Below are 14,907 nucleotides of genomic sequence, written 5' to 3' on the forward strand. Positions count from 1 at the left end.
ATTTCCATGTTCAGCTATTTTCCGGTGCCGGGGCTATTCCACCGTCACGGACTTGGCCAGATTGCGCGGCTGGTCCACGTTGCGGCCCTTGTTTACGGCGATATAGTACGCCAGCAGCTGCAGCGGCACCGAGACGACGACCGGCATCAGGCAGTCGGTTATCACCGGAACCTCGATCGTGTAATCGGCGCTGCGGCGCACGTGCGTATCGTCGCGGGCGATCACGGCGATGATCTTGCCGCCACGGGCGCGGATCTCCTCGATGTTGCTGGCCGTTTTTTCGTAGGTATTGTCCGGCGTGGCGATGGCGACCGTCGGCATTTCGTTGTCGATGAGCGCGATCGCGCCGTGTTTCATCTCGGCGGCGGGGTAGCCCTCGGCGTGAATATAGGAGATTTCCTTCAGTTTGAGCGCGCCTTCCATCGCCGTGGGGTAGTTGTAGCCGCGGCCCAGATAGATGAAATTGTGGGCGTAGGTGAAGATCTTGGAGAGGTCTTCGATCCGCGGGCCGAGCTTCAGCACCTCTTCCAGTACGGCCGGAAGTTCCAGCAGGCCCTTCGCCACCTCACGGTAGTACTCCTCCGTCACGGCGCCCTTCTCGCGGCCCACGGCCAGCGCCAGCATCGCCATCACGGTCACCTGCCCCGTAAATGCCTTGGTCGAAGCCACGCCGATCTCCGGTCCCACATGGATATAGGCGCCCGAATGGGTGGCGCGGGCGATCGAGGAACCTACGACGTTGCAGATGCCGAAGACGAAAGCCCCGGCCTTGCGGGCCAGTTCGACGGCGGCCAGCGTGTCGGCCGTCTCGCCCGACTGAGACACGGCGATCACGATGTCGTCCTCGTAGATGACCGGATTGCGGTAACGGAACTCCGAAGCGTACTCCACTTCGACCGGAATCCGGCAGATATTCTCGATCAGGTGTTCGCCGATCAGCGCCGCGTGCCACGACGTACCGCACGCCACGAAGATGATGCGGCGGGCTTGGAGGAATTTCCTGCGGTTGTCGATCACGCCAGACAACTTCACCTCGCCCGTTTCGGGGTTGATGCGGCCGCGGATGCAGTCCACGATGGTCTTGGGCTGTTCGTAAATCTCCTTGAGCATGAAGTGCGGATAGCCGCCCTTTTCGAGCTGCGAAATGCTCATCTGCAGCTTCTTGATATCTATTTTGCCTTCATGGTTGTCCAGCGTGACGATCTTCAGCGGCTTGTTGCGGTTGATGACGGCGATCTCCCCGTCGTTCACGTAGACGAAATCCTGCGTATACTCGATGATCGACGCGGCATCGGAGCTGAGAAAGTACTCGCCCCGGCCGATGCCGATGGCCATGGGGCTGCTCTGGCGCGCCGCGATGATCTCGTCGCGGTTGTTCTTCTCGACCACGGCGATGGCATAGGCGCCGACCACCTGACGGAGCGCCTGCTGCACGGCTTCGAGCAGCGAACAGGCGTTGGTCGAGCGGATATATTCGATCAGGTTCACCAGCACCTCCGAATCGGTGCTGCTGCGGAACGTGTAGCCGTTCTCTTCGAGCGCATCTTTCAGCACCCGGTAATTTTCGATGATTCCGTTGTGTATCAGGGCGATATTCTCCGACTCGGAGCAGTGCGGATGGGCATTGACGTCGTTCGGGACACCATGCGTCGCCCAGCGTGTGTGCGCGATGCCGATATTTCCGCCCAGCTCCTTCCCCGCGAGGAAATGTTCGAGGTCCGAGACCTTGCCCTTGCATTTGTAAACGTTGAGCGCACCGTCCTCATCGACCATCGCCACACCCGCGCTGTCGTAACCGCGGTATTCCAACCGGTGCAAACCTTTCAACAGGATCGGACAGGCTTCGCGCCCGCCGACATATCCTACAATCCCACACATAATTCTTTCAGCATTTTTATCCCGTCAAAAATAAGAAAATATTTTAAAAACGATATTCGAACACCCCGAAATAAGAAAAAAAGCACCGATTTCGGTGCTTAAATGACATATTTCAGAATCTCCCGCACGAGCGTTTCATTGCCCGCAGCCTGCGACACTCCGCGGTCGGGCCTGAAGTCCGCAACGACGCCCCCGGCCTCCCGGACGATCAGATTCGCGGCGCACACGTCCCACTCGTGCAGATCCAGCTCCCAATAGCCGTCCAGAAGTCCCGCCGCGACACAACTCAGGTCGTAGGCCGCCGACCCCAGCCGCCGCACGTCCCGCACGTAGGGGATGATGCGCGCGACGTTGTCGCTGTTGTTGTCCGGATTGACGTCCTTGTCGTACGGGAATCCGGTGGCGATGACCGACGTGGCGAGGGTCTGCTTGTCGGAGACGTGCAGCCGCTTCACCTCGCCTGAGCGGCTCTTCATATAAGCCCCGCCGCCTTTCGACGCCCAGAACAGCTCGTTCAGGTAGGGTGCGTAGACAACTCCGACGATCGTCTCGCCCCGGTATTGCAGGGCGATCGAAACCGAGAAAACAGGAAGCCCCTGACTGTAGTTCGTCGTGCCGTCGAGCGGATCGACCACCCAGCGGTAATCGCTCCCGGCACGCCCCATCGAACCGCCCTCCTCGCCCAGTATCTCATGGTCGGGCCAGCGTTCCAAAATCGCCGCGGCGATGTAGGCTTCGCTCTCCTTGTCGGCGCGCGTAACGACGTCGTAGACATTGGATTTCGTGCGGATCGCCAGATCGTCGCCCCGGAAGTAGGCGAGCTGGATCTTTCCGGCGCCTTCGGCGAGCGGAAAGATGAAATCGAGAAATTCCTGATACATGGCCGCGCGCTACTTCTGCTCCGCGAAATACTTGTAGAACAGCGGAATGGTCTCGACGCCCTTGTAGAACTGTTCGAGTCCGTAGCTCTCGTTGGGCGAATGGATCGCGTCTTCGGCCAGTCCGAAGCCGATGAGCAGCGACTTGATGCCCAGAATCGACTCGAAACCGCTGATGATCGGAATCGAGCCGCCCGAATAGAAGGGCAGGGGTTTCTTGCCGAAAGTCTCCGCCACGGCCTTCTCCGCCGCCTTGTAGGCCGGCATGTCGGTCGGCGCGACGTAGGGCATGCCGCCGTGCAGCGACTTGACCGTGACCTTCACGCTCTTGGGAGCGATCGATTTGAAATATTTTTCGAACAGCTTGCTGATCTTGCGGTAATCCTGATTCGGCACCAGCCGCATCGAAATCTTGGCCGACGCCTTCGACGGGATCACCGTCTTGGTGCCCTCCTCGATATAGCCGCCCCAGATGCCGTTCACGTCGAGCGACGGACGCACGCCCGTACGTTCGAGCGTCGTGTAGCCCGCTTCGCCCTCCACGTCGCCGATCGAGAGCGACTTCTTGTAGGCCGCGAGGCTGAACGGCGCCTTGTTGAAGGCCTTGCGCTCGGCCGGAGTGAGCTCGCGCACGTCGTCGTAGAAGCCGGGGATCGTCACGCGCCCCTCAGCATCGACCAACTGCGCCACAAGGCGCGTCAGCACGTTGGCGGGATTGGCGACCGCACCGCCGAACAGCCCCGAATGCAGGTCCTTGTCGGGTCCCGTCACCTCGACCTCCATGTAAGCCAAGCCCCGCAAGCCGCAGGTGATGGAGGGGGTCTGCATCGAGATCATCGAAGTGTCCGATACCAATATAATATCGGCCTTGAGCATCTTCTTGTTCTGCTCGCAGAATTTGTAGAGACTCGGCGAGCCGATCTCCTCCTCGCCCTCCAGCATGAATTTCACGTTGCAGGGCAGGCACTCCTCGGCGCACATCGCCTCGAACGCCTTGGCGTGCATCCACAACTGGCCCTTGTCGTCGTCGGCGCCGCGGCCCCAGATACGGCCGTCGCGGATGACCGGCTCGAACGGCTCGGTCCGCCACTCGCTGCGCGGATCGACGGGCATCACGTCGTAGTGGCCGTAGACCAATACGGTCTTGGCCTTGGGATCGACCGTCTTCTCGGCGTAAACCACCGGATTGCCCTCGGTGGGAAACACCTCGGCATGGTCGGCGCCCGCCTTCACGAGCGCTGCGGCCAGCCATTCGGCGCACCGCGTCATGTCGGGCCGGTGCTCGCTCTGCGCGCTGATCGAAGGGATGCGCAGGAGATCGAACAACTCGCTGATAAAGCGATCTTTATTTGCGTCTATATATTTCTTTACTTTATCCATTTTTCCGGGGTTTTATTCGGTTTTCTTCAATACGTAGTTTTCGTCCAGCGGACCCGTCACGGGCTGCTTGTCGGCGTCGAGCCGGCGCAGGCGGTTCTCCTCGACCTTGTAGTACTCGACCTCCTCGCCGTTTTCGGGAGTCAGGGTCAGCAGGTTGCCCCTCACGGAGTAGCCGCCCTTCGTATCGAATTCCGCGTCACGGTCGATGTATTTCATGTGCAGGTCGAAAGTGCCGTCCTTTTTCAGTGTCAGACGGGTCTCGATGCCCGGACAATCCGCTGCCGGAAGCGTTCCGGCATAGGTGCCCTGATAGTCGAGCGAGGTCTCGGCCGTATGCATGTCGGGCGCTTCGGCGACGGTTTCGGCACCGCCGGAAGCAGCTTTTTTCTGTGTATTTCCGCCGCAGGCCGCAAGCAGGGCGGCCGCCGCGAGGATCAAAATTCCACTTTTCATAATCTATAAATTAAATGTTGCATATCGCTTTTATCTCGCCGATGAAACGCTGCGCCAGCGCATCGGCTTCCGCTATGGATTTCGCCTCGGTGTAGACGCGGATGATCGGCTCGGTATTGGACTTGCGCAGGTGTACCCAATTTTCCGCGAAGTCGATTTTAACGCCGTCTATATCGTTCACGTTTTCACCGGCATAACGCTCCTTTATCTCACGTAGCACTTTATCCACGTCGATCGCCGGCGTCAGCTCGATCTTGTTCTTCGAGGCGAAGTACGGGGGATAGGTGGCGCGCAGCTGCGTCATGGTCATCCCCTTGTGGGCGAGCCACGTCAAAAAGAGTGCCGTCCCGACCAGCGCGTCGCGGCCGTAGTGTAACTCCGGATAGATCACGCCGCCGTTGCCTTCGCCGCCGATCACGGCGCCCGTCTCCTTCATCTTGGCCACCACGTTCACCTCGCCGACGGCCGATGCGGAGTATTTGCCGCCGTGCCGTTCGGTAACGTCGCGCAGCGCCCGCGACGAGGAGAGGTTCGAAACGGTGTCGCCGCCCGGATTCTTCGACAGAATATAGTCGGCCACGGCAACCAGCGTATACTCCTCGACGAACATCGAGCCGTCCTCGCTGACCAGCGCCAGCCGGTCCACGTCGGGATCGACGACGATGCCCAGATCGGCTTTCTCGCGGCGGATCGTCTCCGCGATTCCGGTCAGGTTTTCGGGCAGCGGTTCGGGGTTGTGGGCGAATTCGCCCGTCGGGTCGCAGTTCAGCTCCACGACTTCGCACCCCAGCCGCCGCAGAAGCTCCGGCATCACGATGCCGCCCACGGAATTCACGGCGTCCACGACCACCTTGAAGCGGCGTTTGCGGACCGCCTCGGCGTCCACGAGCGGAAGCGCCAGCACCTGCTCGATATGCGTCCGGTTGAACGGTTCGCGCGAAAGCACATGCCCGATGCCGTCCACGCCGGGGTACTCGAAGCCCTCCTCCTCGGCCATCGCCAGCACGCGCTTGCCCTCGGCGTCGGTGAGGAATTCGCCGTCGGAGTTGAGCAGCTTCAGGGCGTTCCACTGACGCGGGTTGTGCGACGCGGTGATGATGATGCCGCCGTCGGCCCGCTTGGTGATGACGGCCATCTCGGTGCCCGGCGTGGTGCAAAGCCCGACGTTGATCACGTCGGCGCCGCAGGCCAGCAGGGTGCCCTCGACCAGATCGGAGACCATTTCGCCCGAAATACGGGCGTCGCGGCCTACGACTATGGTTAGTTTTTTGCCGGGATTCCGCTCGGCGATCAGACGTGCGTATGCAGTGGTGAATTTCACGACGTCGGGGGGCGTCAGGTTCTCGGCCTGCGCCCCGCCCACCGTGCCGCGGATGCCGGAAATGGATTTGATGAGTGTCATATTTTAAAGAGGTTTATCTATACATATATTTATGAAAAATTGTCTTCGAAGTTTTGATATTCGAGGTAAATATATTACTTTTATGCCAATTATGAAAATTAAAAACGACTATTATGAGAACGATTCCTGCTTCTGAATTGATTATCAACAACGACGGTTCGATTTTCCACCTGCACCTGCTGCCGGAGCAGCTCGCCGACACGGTGATTCTCGTCGGAGACCCCGGCCGCGTGGCCTTGGTTGCGGAATTTTTCGACACCAGAGAATGCGAAGTCGCCAACCGCGAATTCAAGACCGTGACGGGCACCTACAAGGGAAAACGCATGACGGTCCTTTCGACGGGCATCGGCATCGGCAACATCGACATCTCGGTCACGGAGTTGGACGCGCTGGCCAACGTCGATTTCGCCACCCGGCAGGAGAAGGCGCAGAAACGGCAGCTGACGCTGGTGCGTCTGGGCACTTCGGGCGCCATCCAGCCCGACATCAAGGTAGGGGAGTTCGTCTTCTCGCGCACGTCGGTGGGCTTCGACGGCCTGCTGAACTACTACAAGGGCCGCAACGACGTCTGCGACCTCGCCATCGAAAAGGCTTTCATGGAGCACGTCGGCTGGAACGAACTGCTTCCCAAGCCCTACTTCATCGACGCCGACAAGACGCTGTTCGAGCATTTCCGCGACGTGACGCGCGAGGGCATCACCATCGCCGCTCCGGGCTTCTATGCGCCGCAGGGCCGCTGGGTGCGCCTCGAACCGCAGGACGCGCGGCTCAACGAGAAGATCGAATCGTTCGACTACCACGGACGCCGCATCACCAACTTCGAAATGGAGGGTTCGGCGCTGGCCGGTCTGGCGGCCCTGATGGGCCACCGCGCCGCCACGATCTGCACGATCATCGCCCAGCGCATCGCCCAGAACGTCGATACGGACTACAAACCCTTCGTGCGCAAGATGATCTCCACGGCGCTCGACAAACTCGCAGTTTTAGAATAACAGAAACCATAACAGAAAATAAAGAAAGGAAACAAACGTATGAAATTTTCAGTATCAAGCTCGGCCCTGCTCTCGCTTCTGGCTACCACCGGCAAGGTTATCAGCAATAAGAACACGCTTCCCATCTTGGATTACTTCCTGATGGAGCTGAGCGGCAACGAACTGAAGGTCACGACATCGGACCTCGAAACGACGCTCATCGGCTCCATTACGGTAGACAGCGTGGAGAGCGAGGGAACCATCGCCGCACCCGCCAAACTGATGCTCGACTCCCTGAAGGAGTTCTCCGAACTGCCGCTGACCATCGACGTAAACGATAAGAACTGGGAAATCACGATCAACTGGAAGAGCGGTTCGCTCTCGATTCCCGGCGCGAGCGCCGTGAGCTATCCCGCCGTACCGCAGCTGAGCGCCGAGAAGAAGGAGCTGAGCATGGACGTGGATACGCTGGTCAACGGCATCAACAAGACGATCTTCGCCACGGCCGACGACGAACTGCGTCCCGTGATGAACGGCATCTACATCAATCTGGCGCCCGGCGCGCTGACGTTCGTGGGCACCGACGCGCACAAGCTCGTGAAGTACGAGTCCGAGACCGCGAACGAAGTCACGGCTTCGTTCATCCTGCCCAAGAAACCGGCCAACCTGCTCAAATCGGTGCTGCTGAAGGAGGACGACGCCATCGAGATGAGCTTCGACTCGAAAAACGCGCTCTTCAAGCTCAAGAGCCACACGCTCGTCTGCCGTCTGATCGAGGGCAACTACCCGAACTACAACGCCGTGATTCCGGCCAACAACCCCAACAAGGTGCTGGTGGACCGCGTCGAGCTGGTGAACGGCATCAAGCGCGTGGCGGTCTGCTCGAATCCGACCACCAACCTGATCCGCATGGACATCGGCGACAACCGGATCAACCTCACGGCGCAGGACATCGACTTCTCGGTGTCGGCCAACGAGACCATTTCGTGCAGCTACGACGGCGAGGAGATCACGATCGGCTTCAAATCGACGTTCCTCGTCGAGATACTCTCGAACATGGACACGCCGACCGTGGTCATCGAACTGGCCGACTCGACCCGTGCCGGCGTCTTCAAACCCGTATATGACGACAAGCAGACAAGCTCGACGCTCATGCTGCTCATGCCGATGATGATCAACGCATAACGGCCCCTCAGATGAAGTTAAACCTCAAGCGCCCGATCATCTTCTTCGACCTCGAAACGACCGGCGTGGACACCGCCAAGGACCGCATCGTCGAGATTTCGATGGCCAAGATCATGCCCGACGGCGAAGAGATCGTCAAAACCCGCAAGCTCAATCCGGAAATGCACATTCCGGAGGAGGCTACCGCCATCCACGGCATTACGGACGAGGACGTCAAGGATTGCCCGACCTTCGCGCAGGTCGCCAAATCGCTCGAACAGTTTATCCGCGGCTGCGACTTCGGAGGGTTCAATTCGAACCGCTTCGACCTGCCGGTGCTGGTCGAGGAGTTCCTGCGCGCGGGAGTGGACGTGGACTTCAAGCGCCGCAAATTCATCGACGTGCAGAACATCTTCCACAAGAAGGAGCAGCGCACGCTGGTGGCGGCCTACAAGTTCTACTGCGACAAGGATCTGGACGACGCACACTCGGCCGAGGCCGACACGCTGGCGACCTACGAGGTGCTCAAGGCCCAGCTGGAGCGTTATCCCGATCTGGAGAACGACATCGACAAGCTGGCCGAATTCTCGACCCGCGCCGAAACGGCCGACTACGCCGGACGCATCCTCTTCAACGAAAAAGGCGAGGAGGTCTTCGGATTCGGCAAATACAAGGGCCGCAGCGTGGAGGAGGTCTTCCGCATGGAACCGAGTTATTACGCATGGATGATGAACGGCGATTTCCCGCTCTACACCAAGAAGGTCATCACCGAAATCCGCATGCGCGAAAAACTGAAATGACGATGAAGCGACTTTGTGCGACAGTCTTGCTGCTCCTGTTGAGCGTGTGCGCCTTCGCGGTGCAGAAGTCGGGAACGATCGTTTACATCAACGGCTCGAAATTCTACATCCATACGGTGCAGCCCGGCGAAACGCTTTACGGACTGTCTAAGGCGTACGAGGTGGGCGAGAAGGTGATTCTTCAGTACAATCCGTCGGCAGGCGGCGGGCTGAAGGCGGGGGAGAACGTCAAGATACCCTTCGTGACGGCCGTGCCCGAACCCAAGTCGGAGCGGAAGCTGCGCAGGACCTTCGACTCCCACACCGTCGCGCAGGGCGAAACCCTGTACGCCATTTCGCGCAAGTACGAAATCCCGATCCAGACCGTCATCGAGGACAATCCGAGTCTCGATCCGACCAACCTGCGGCTCGGAGAGCGCATCCTGATCCGCAAGAAGGAGATCGGCTCCGAAGACGAGGCCGGCGCCAAGGAGCAGTGGGAAGCCTACCGCAATACGCTCAACAGCGTCGCCGAGGAGGGCTATGCCTATCATATGGTCAAGCCGGGCGAAACCTTCTATTCGCTGTCGCGCCGCTTCGGCATCACCGAAGAGCAGCTCGGCACGCTCAACGGAGGGCTGAAACCCGCCGACCTGAAAGCCGGAGCGATCATCAAGGTTCCGGGTTCTCCCGAAGAGCTGGCCGCCGGGGAGCGGCAGCCTGCCGACACCGTGCGCGCGGACTCCGTCCCCGACCTCTCCGCCGACAACAGGGTGAAGGAGATCGAATTCCGCGCACTGCGGCGCAGTGCGACGCTCGACGTCGCCCTGATGCTGCCGATCGCCGTCGACGGCGACGCCAATTCCAACTATCTGGAGTTCTATCAGGGATTTCTGCTCGGACTGGACAGCGTGAAGACCAAATCCGGCTATTCGATGAACGTCTGCCTGTACAACACGGCCCGCGATGCGGAGAAAATCCGCGAAATCACCGAGAGCGACGCCTTCCGCAATACCGACCTGATCATCGGTCCGGTCTACGAGGAGGGGCTGTATCCGGTCATCCGGTTCGCCGAGGAGCACAACGTGCCCGTCGTTTCGCCGCTGGCCAACATCACGGGCATGAACAGCGACGTGCTGTTCCAGATGGCGCCCGACCCGGCGCACAAATGGGAGAAGGCCGCCGAACTGGTGAACGGGGACCGGCAGGTAACGCTGATCTACACCGAAAGTACGGACAAGGAGTTCGAGAAGGAGATACTGACGCTGCTCGGCGATTCGGACTATAAGAAGCATACCTATAAATATGTCCATCCGTCGGCCCGCACGAACAGCAATTCGGGCGATCTGACGCCGCTGCTGGACAACGGCGCCGACAACGTATTCATCGTCATGTCCGACAACGAGGTGGACGTGGACCGCATTCTGGCGGCCATCGCTTCGGCCGACACCAACATATCGAGCCGCGGCCGCACGGCCCCCCGGTTCGTCGTGCTGGGCAATACGCGCTGGAACCGCATGAACAACATCGACCGCACGATGTTCTTCAAGGACCGCGTGATCTTCATCTCGACCTACCACGCCAAGCGCGACTCGCAGACGATTCTCGACTTCGACAGCGCCTATATCCGCTCCTTCGGGTCGCTGCCCACGCTCTTTTCGTACCGCGGCTACGATGCGGCGGTGATCTTCTGCCCCGCGATGTACAACGACATCGAGTACGACATGGAAGGCCGGAGTTACGCGCCCCTTCAGACCTCCTATCTCTTCGGACAGGGCGAGGAGCGCCACAACCACGTCAACCGCAGCTGGATGAGAGTCAACTACAACAGCGACTTCACGATAACCGTCGAATAGCAAGACTATGGCATCTTTGACAAACGCAATACCCGAAAAAACCATCGAGCGTCTGAGCGAATACCGCCGCACGCTGCTGGCCAGCCACAAACAGGGGATCACGCATATCTTCTCGCACGTGCTGGCGGGCATCCACGGCATCACGGCCGTGCAGGTCCGGCGCGACCTGATGCTGATCGGCTTTTCGAGCGATACGAAGAAAGGGTACGACGTGCAGGTGCTCATCGAATACATCAGCCGAATCCTCGACAGCCCTTCGCAGATGAATATCGCCGTGCTGGGCATGGGACACCTCGGACAGGCCATCACCAAATATTTCAACGGCAAGGGACTCAAACTGAAAATCACCGCCGCGTTCGACGTCGATCCCGGCAAGGTCGGCAAGACCATCGACGGCATTCCGTGCTATCACATGGATACGTTCGAAGAGATCGTCGAGGACAAGGACATCAGCATCGTGATCGTCTCCTCGCCGACGCAGGTGGCGCCCAGTCTGGTCGTTCCGATCATCAACGCCGGAATCCGTGGCGTGCTGAACTTCACCTCCACGCCGCTGAACTTTCCGCAGGGCATCGTAGTCGAGAATTACGACATCACCACGCTGCTCGAAAAAGTAGCCTACTTCGTCAAGGAGAACGAAGAGAAAAACAGCAGCAACACCTAAACAAAGAGCGGCAGGAGAGAGAGCAATGAGGGTTTTTCACGGTTTCGAAGCGCTTCCGCATTTCACGCATCCGGCGGTGACCGTCGGATCGTACGACGGCGTGCACAGCGGCCATCTGAAACTGCTGCGCACCGTGACCGCCGCGGCCCGCGGGCAGGGCGGCGAAAGCATCGTATTCACCTTCGAGCCGCATCCCCGCATCACGCTCGGCAAGGCCGACGGCCTGCGCCTGCTGACGACGCTCGACGAGAAAATCTGCCTCCTCGAACGGCTGGGGATCGACAATCTGGTCATCATCCCCTTCGACAGAGCCTTCAGCCGGCTGGCTCCGGACGAATTCGTCCGCGACTGTCTCGTAGGCCATACGGGAGCCGAAACGCTCGTCGTAGGCTTCAACCACCGCTTCGGACACAACAAGCAGGGCAGTTACGATTATCTGGACAGCCACGGCTTCGGCCTGCGCGTAATAGAGGTTTCCGAATGCGACGTGGACGCCGAAAAAGTAAGTTCGACGGTGATCCGGCGGTTGGTCGAAAAGGGCGAAATGGCGCGCGCCGCGCATCTGCTGTCGCACCCCTATCTGGTAATCGGCCGGGCGCAGCGGAACCGCATCCGGGTGGACGATCCGCTGAAACTCCTGCCCCCTCCGGGCGAATACGACGCACACATCAACGGCAAACCGGCCCGGCTCACGGTCGATGCCGCTCAGGAACTGATAACCCGCGACATACTGCCCGAAGGGCGTGTCGTCATAACATTTTAAACCATGCTGAGTTACGACTGTCAAATAAGGGTTTGGTACAAGCATACCGACCAGATGGCGATCTGCCACCACTCGAACTATATCTGCTATTACGAAGCCGCGCGCAGCGAATTGCTCCGCTGGCTGGGCATGTCCTTCGCCGAGGTCGAGAAGCGGGGTATCATGATGCCCATTCTGGAGGTGCAGTCCAAGTACCACCGCCCGGCCTATTACGACGAACTGCTCACCGTGCGCATCATGCTGAAAGAGCTTCCCACGGCCCGCATCAACTTCTTCTACGAAATCTACAACGAAAAGGGCGACCTGCTCAATACGGGCATGACGCAGCTGGGCTTCATCCACAGCGACACGCGCCGCCCGTGCCGCGTTCCCGACTGGTTCCTGCAGCTGGTCACCGACAAGTGGACGGAAGAGTAGAAGCGGCAGCGACACCTCCGATGATTCCCGCTACGGCAAGGCTCCGGAGCGACGCAATGGCGGAGACTCCAACGGAACGATACTGAAAAACACCGCATACGAAAGAACCGCACCCATCGGGATGCGGTTCTTTTTTCCGGAACGCGACTTCGGCTATTTTTCGATCAGCGAAATCGAACGCTGGATGAAGTCGGTCAGGTTCTTGCCCTTGAGCATGCCGTTGGTCAGCAGCGCAAGGTCGATGATCTGCTTGACGAGCCGGTTTTCGCCGCCGATCTCGCGCAGCCGCTCGTTGCGCTCGTCGCGCAGCGTGACGATCTTCTTCGACAGCTCCTCGCGCGTCGATTTCTCTTCGGGAGTCAGCTCCTCTTCCTTCTTGCCCTTCACCACCTCGTCGAAGCGGTTCTCCTCGGCTACCGCCGCGTCGATCTTCTTGGTGATCGACTTCAGCTTGTCGCCGTAGGCCTTCTCCGCGTCGGAGAGGATGTCTGCGACGATGGGGTGGTTGCCGTTAACCGCAATGGTGAAGTTGTCGGGCATCTGTCCGTAGAACTGGCTCATGCCGCCTCCGCCGCCCATCGCGGCCATCTCCTTCATACGGCGCATGAATTCGTTCTGCGTGATGACCACGGGCGCTTCGTCGGGCGACATGGCCTCGAACGAAATGTTGTAATGGATCTTGTCGTCCTTGGGCATCTGGCTCTCGAATACCGGGCGCAGCAGCTCCTGCTGGGCCTCGGTGAGCGACATCTTGATATTCTCCTCCTTCTGGATCAGCTTGTCGATCACGTCGCTGTCCACACGCACGAAGCGCGTCTCCTTGTTCTTCGACTCGTACCAGTTGATATAGTGGTTGTCCAGCTGACCGTCCATCAGCAGCACGTCGTACCCCTTGGCCTTGGCCGCTTCGAGGAACGTGTGCTTCTCCACGGGATCGTCCACATAGAGGAAGACGACCGTCTTGTTCTTGTCGGTCTGGTTCTCCTTCACCTTCTCCAGATACTCCGCAGGCGTGAAATACTTGCCCTCGATGTTCTTCCAGAGCATGAACTCCTGCGCCTTCTCGGAGAACTTCTCGTCGGTCAGGATGCCGTATTCGATGAATATCTTCAGATCGTCCCACTTCGCCTCGTAGTCCGCGCGCATGGTGTTGAACAGCTCCTGCAGACGGTCGGCGACCTTGCGGGTGATGTAGCTCGAAATCTTCTTCACGTTGGAGTCGCTCTGCAGGTAGCTCCGCGACACGTTGAGCGGAATGTCGGGCGAGTCGATCACGCCGTGCAGCAGCGTCAGGTATTCCGGCACGATGCCCTCGACCTGATCCGTCACGTACACCTGATTCGAATAGAGCTGAATCTTGTTCTTCTGTATCTCGAAGTTGTTGTGGATCTTCGGGAAATAGAGGATGCCCGTCAGGTGGAACGGATAGTCGATATTCAGGTGGATCGAGAACAGCGGCTCGTCGCTCAGCGGGTATAGCTCATGATAGAACTCCTTGTACTGCTCCTCTGTGATGTCGGCGGGTTTGCGCGTCCAAAGCGGATCGATGTTGTTGATGATGTTGTCCTTGTCGGTATCGACGTACTTGCCGTCCTTCCACTCCTTGACCTTGCCGAAAGCGATGGGCACGGGCAGGAACCGGCAGTATTTGCGCAGCAGCTCCTCGACCTTCGAACTTTCGGCGTACTCCAGCGAATCCTCCGAAAGATGCAGGACGATCGTCGTGCCGCGGTCATGCTCCGCATCGGTCTCCTCCATTTCGAATTCGGGCGTGCCGGTGCAGCTCCAATGCACGGTCTTGGCCTCTTTCTTATAGGATTTGGTGAAGATCTCGACCTTGTCGGCCACCATGAACGACGAGTAGAAGCCCAGTCCGAAATGACCGATGATCGACTGGTTCTTGTACTTCTCCATAAACTCCTCGGCGCCTGAGAAGGCGATCTGGTTGATATACTTGTCCACCTCTTCGGCGGTCATGCCCACACCGCGGTCGGTCACGGTCAGCGTTTTGGCCTCCTTGTCCACGGCGACGTGAATCGTCAGGTCGCCCAGCTCGCCCTTCATTTCGCCGATCGACGAAAGCGTCTTCAGTTTCTGGGTAGCATCGACCGCATTGGAAATCAGCTCGCGCAGGAAAATTTCATGGTCCGAATAGAGGAACTTTTTAATCACGGGGAAGATATTCTCCGTCGTAACCCCGATTTTGCCGTTTTTCATAGTTTTATATTTAGCTGTATTTTGATTCATTTCATCCAACCATCCATTAACAAACCGTGTGCCACCGCCCGTTTTCTGCCAAACT

At 59.0% G+C, this 14,907-nt stretch carries 13 protein-coding genes; 7 read left to right on the forward strand and 6 right to left on the reverse strand.

Translation table 11 applies throughout. The features are described 5' to 3' along the window. Positions 1-33 precede the first annotated feature (33 nt). The 5 genes from glmS to glmM all read right to left on the reverse strand — a co-directional run bounded on the left by glmS (position 34) and on the right by glmM (position 5,991). Positions 34-1,878, reverse strand: a complete 1,845-nt coding sequence (glmS, locus tag ACESTR_RS11525) for a glutamine--fructose-6-phosphate transaminase (isomerizing) (RefSeq protein WP_009598971.1) — start codon at positions 1,876-1,878, stop codon at positions 34-36. A gap of 98 nt (positions 1,879-1,976) precedes the next feature. Next, positions 1,977-2,759: an inositol monophosphatase family protein gene (locus tag ACESTR_RS11530; protein WP_373179305.1), complete on the reverse strand. Its 783-nt coding sequence runs from the start codon at positions 2,757-2,759 to the stop codon at positions 1,977-1,979. A 9-nt stretch (positions 2,760-2,768) separates the two neighbouring features. Then, complete coding sequence (locus ACESTR_RS11535) at positions 2,769-4,136, reverse strand: dipeptidase (protein WP_009598961.1); 1,368 nt, start codon at positions 4,134-4,136, stop codon at positions 2,769-2,771. A 12-nt stretch (positions 4,137-4,148) separates the two neighbouring features. Beyond that, entirely contained in the window at positions 4,149-4,589 is a 441-nt protein-coding gene (locus tag ACESTR_RS11540; protein ID WP_195559673.1) for a copper resistance protein NlpE, read from the reverse strand. A 10-nt stretch (positions 4,590-4,599) separates the two neighbouring features. Then, positions 4,600-5,991 carry a phosphoglucosamine mutase gene (gene glmM / locus ACESTR_RS11545; RefSeq protein ID WP_130062750.1) on the reverse strand — a complete coding sequence of 464 codons (1,392 nt, stop codon included), beginning with the start codon at positions 5,989-5,991 and terminating at the stop codon, positions 4,600-4,602. A 110-nt stretch (positions 5,992-6,101) separates the two neighbouring features. Here glmM and ACESTR_RS11550 point away from each other — a divergent pair, with 110 nt between their 5' ends. From ACESTR_RS11550 to ACESTR_RS11580, 7 genes are read left to right on the forward strand one after another with little or no spacing between them, the layout of a single operon-like run. Then, positions 6,102-6,983: a nucleoside phosphorylase gene (locus ACESTR_RS11550; RefSeq protein WP_279063878.1), complete on the forward strand. Its 882-nt coding sequence runs from the start codon at positions 6,102-6,104 to the stop codon at positions 6,981-6,983. 39 nt (positions 6,984-7,022) lie between these two features. Further along, positions 7,023-8,147, forward strand: a complete 1,125-nt coding sequence (gene dnaN, locus ACESTR_RS11555) for a DNA polymerase III subunit beta (RefSeq protein WP_009598983.1) — start codon at positions 7,023-7,025, stop codon at positions 8,145-8,147. An 11-nt stretch (positions 8,148-8,158) separates the two neighbouring features. Beyond that, positions 8,159-8,926 (forward strand): 3'-5' exonuclease, encoded by a 768-nt coding sequence (locus tag ACESTR_RS11560; RefSeq protein ID WP_009598946.1) that lies wholly within the window; start codon positions 8,159-8,161, stop codon positions 8,924-8,926. Next, on the forward strand, positions 8,923-10,761 hold the full coding sequence (locus ACESTR_RS11565) for a LysM peptidoglycan-binding domain-containing protein (RefSeq protein ID WP_373179306.1): 1,839 nt from the start codon (positions 8,923-8,925) through the stop codon (positions 10,759-10,761). Before ACESTR_RS11560 ends, ACESTR_RS11565 begins: the two co-directional genes overlap by 4 nt. 7 nt (positions 10,762-10,768) lie before the next feature. Further along, positions 10,769-11,425, forward strand: a complete 657-nt coding sequence (locus tag ACESTR_RS11570) for a redox-sensing transcriptional repressor Rex (protein ID WP_009598972.1) — start codon at positions 10,769-10,771, stop codon at positions 11,423-11,425. A 25-nt stretch (positions 11,426-11,450) separates the two neighbouring features. Further along, positions 11,451-12,188 carry an FAD synthetase gene (locus tag ACESTR_RS11575; protein WP_014776467.1) on the forward strand — a complete coding sequence of 246 codons (738 nt, stop codon included), beginning with the start codon at positions 11,451-11,453 and terminating at the stop codon, positions 12,186-12,188. A gap of 3 nt (positions 12,189-12,191) precedes the next feature. Continuing rightward, positions 12,192-12,605 (forward strand): acyl-CoA thioesterase, encoded by a 414-nt coding sequence (locus tag ACESTR_RS11580; protein ID WP_130062753.1) that lies wholly within the window; start codon positions 12,192-12,194, stop codon positions 12,603-12,605. A gap of 153 nt (positions 12,606-12,758) precedes the next feature. On the opposite strand, the gene htpG is transcribed toward ACESTR_RS11580, so the two are convergent. Further along, entirely contained in the window at positions 12,759-14,822 is a 2,064-nt protein-coding gene (gene htpG / locus ACESTR_RS11585) for a molecular chaperone HtpG (RefSeq protein ID WP_022044616.1), read from the reverse strand. Positions 14,823-14,907 lie beyond the last annotated feature (85 nt).

This window comes from Alistipes sp. DJF_B185 (genome assembly GCF_964250025.1).
In the GTDB taxonomy this organism is placed as follows: domain Bacteria; phylum Bacteroidota; class Bacteroidia; order Bacteroidales; family Rikenellaceae; genus Alistipes; species Alistipes finegoldii.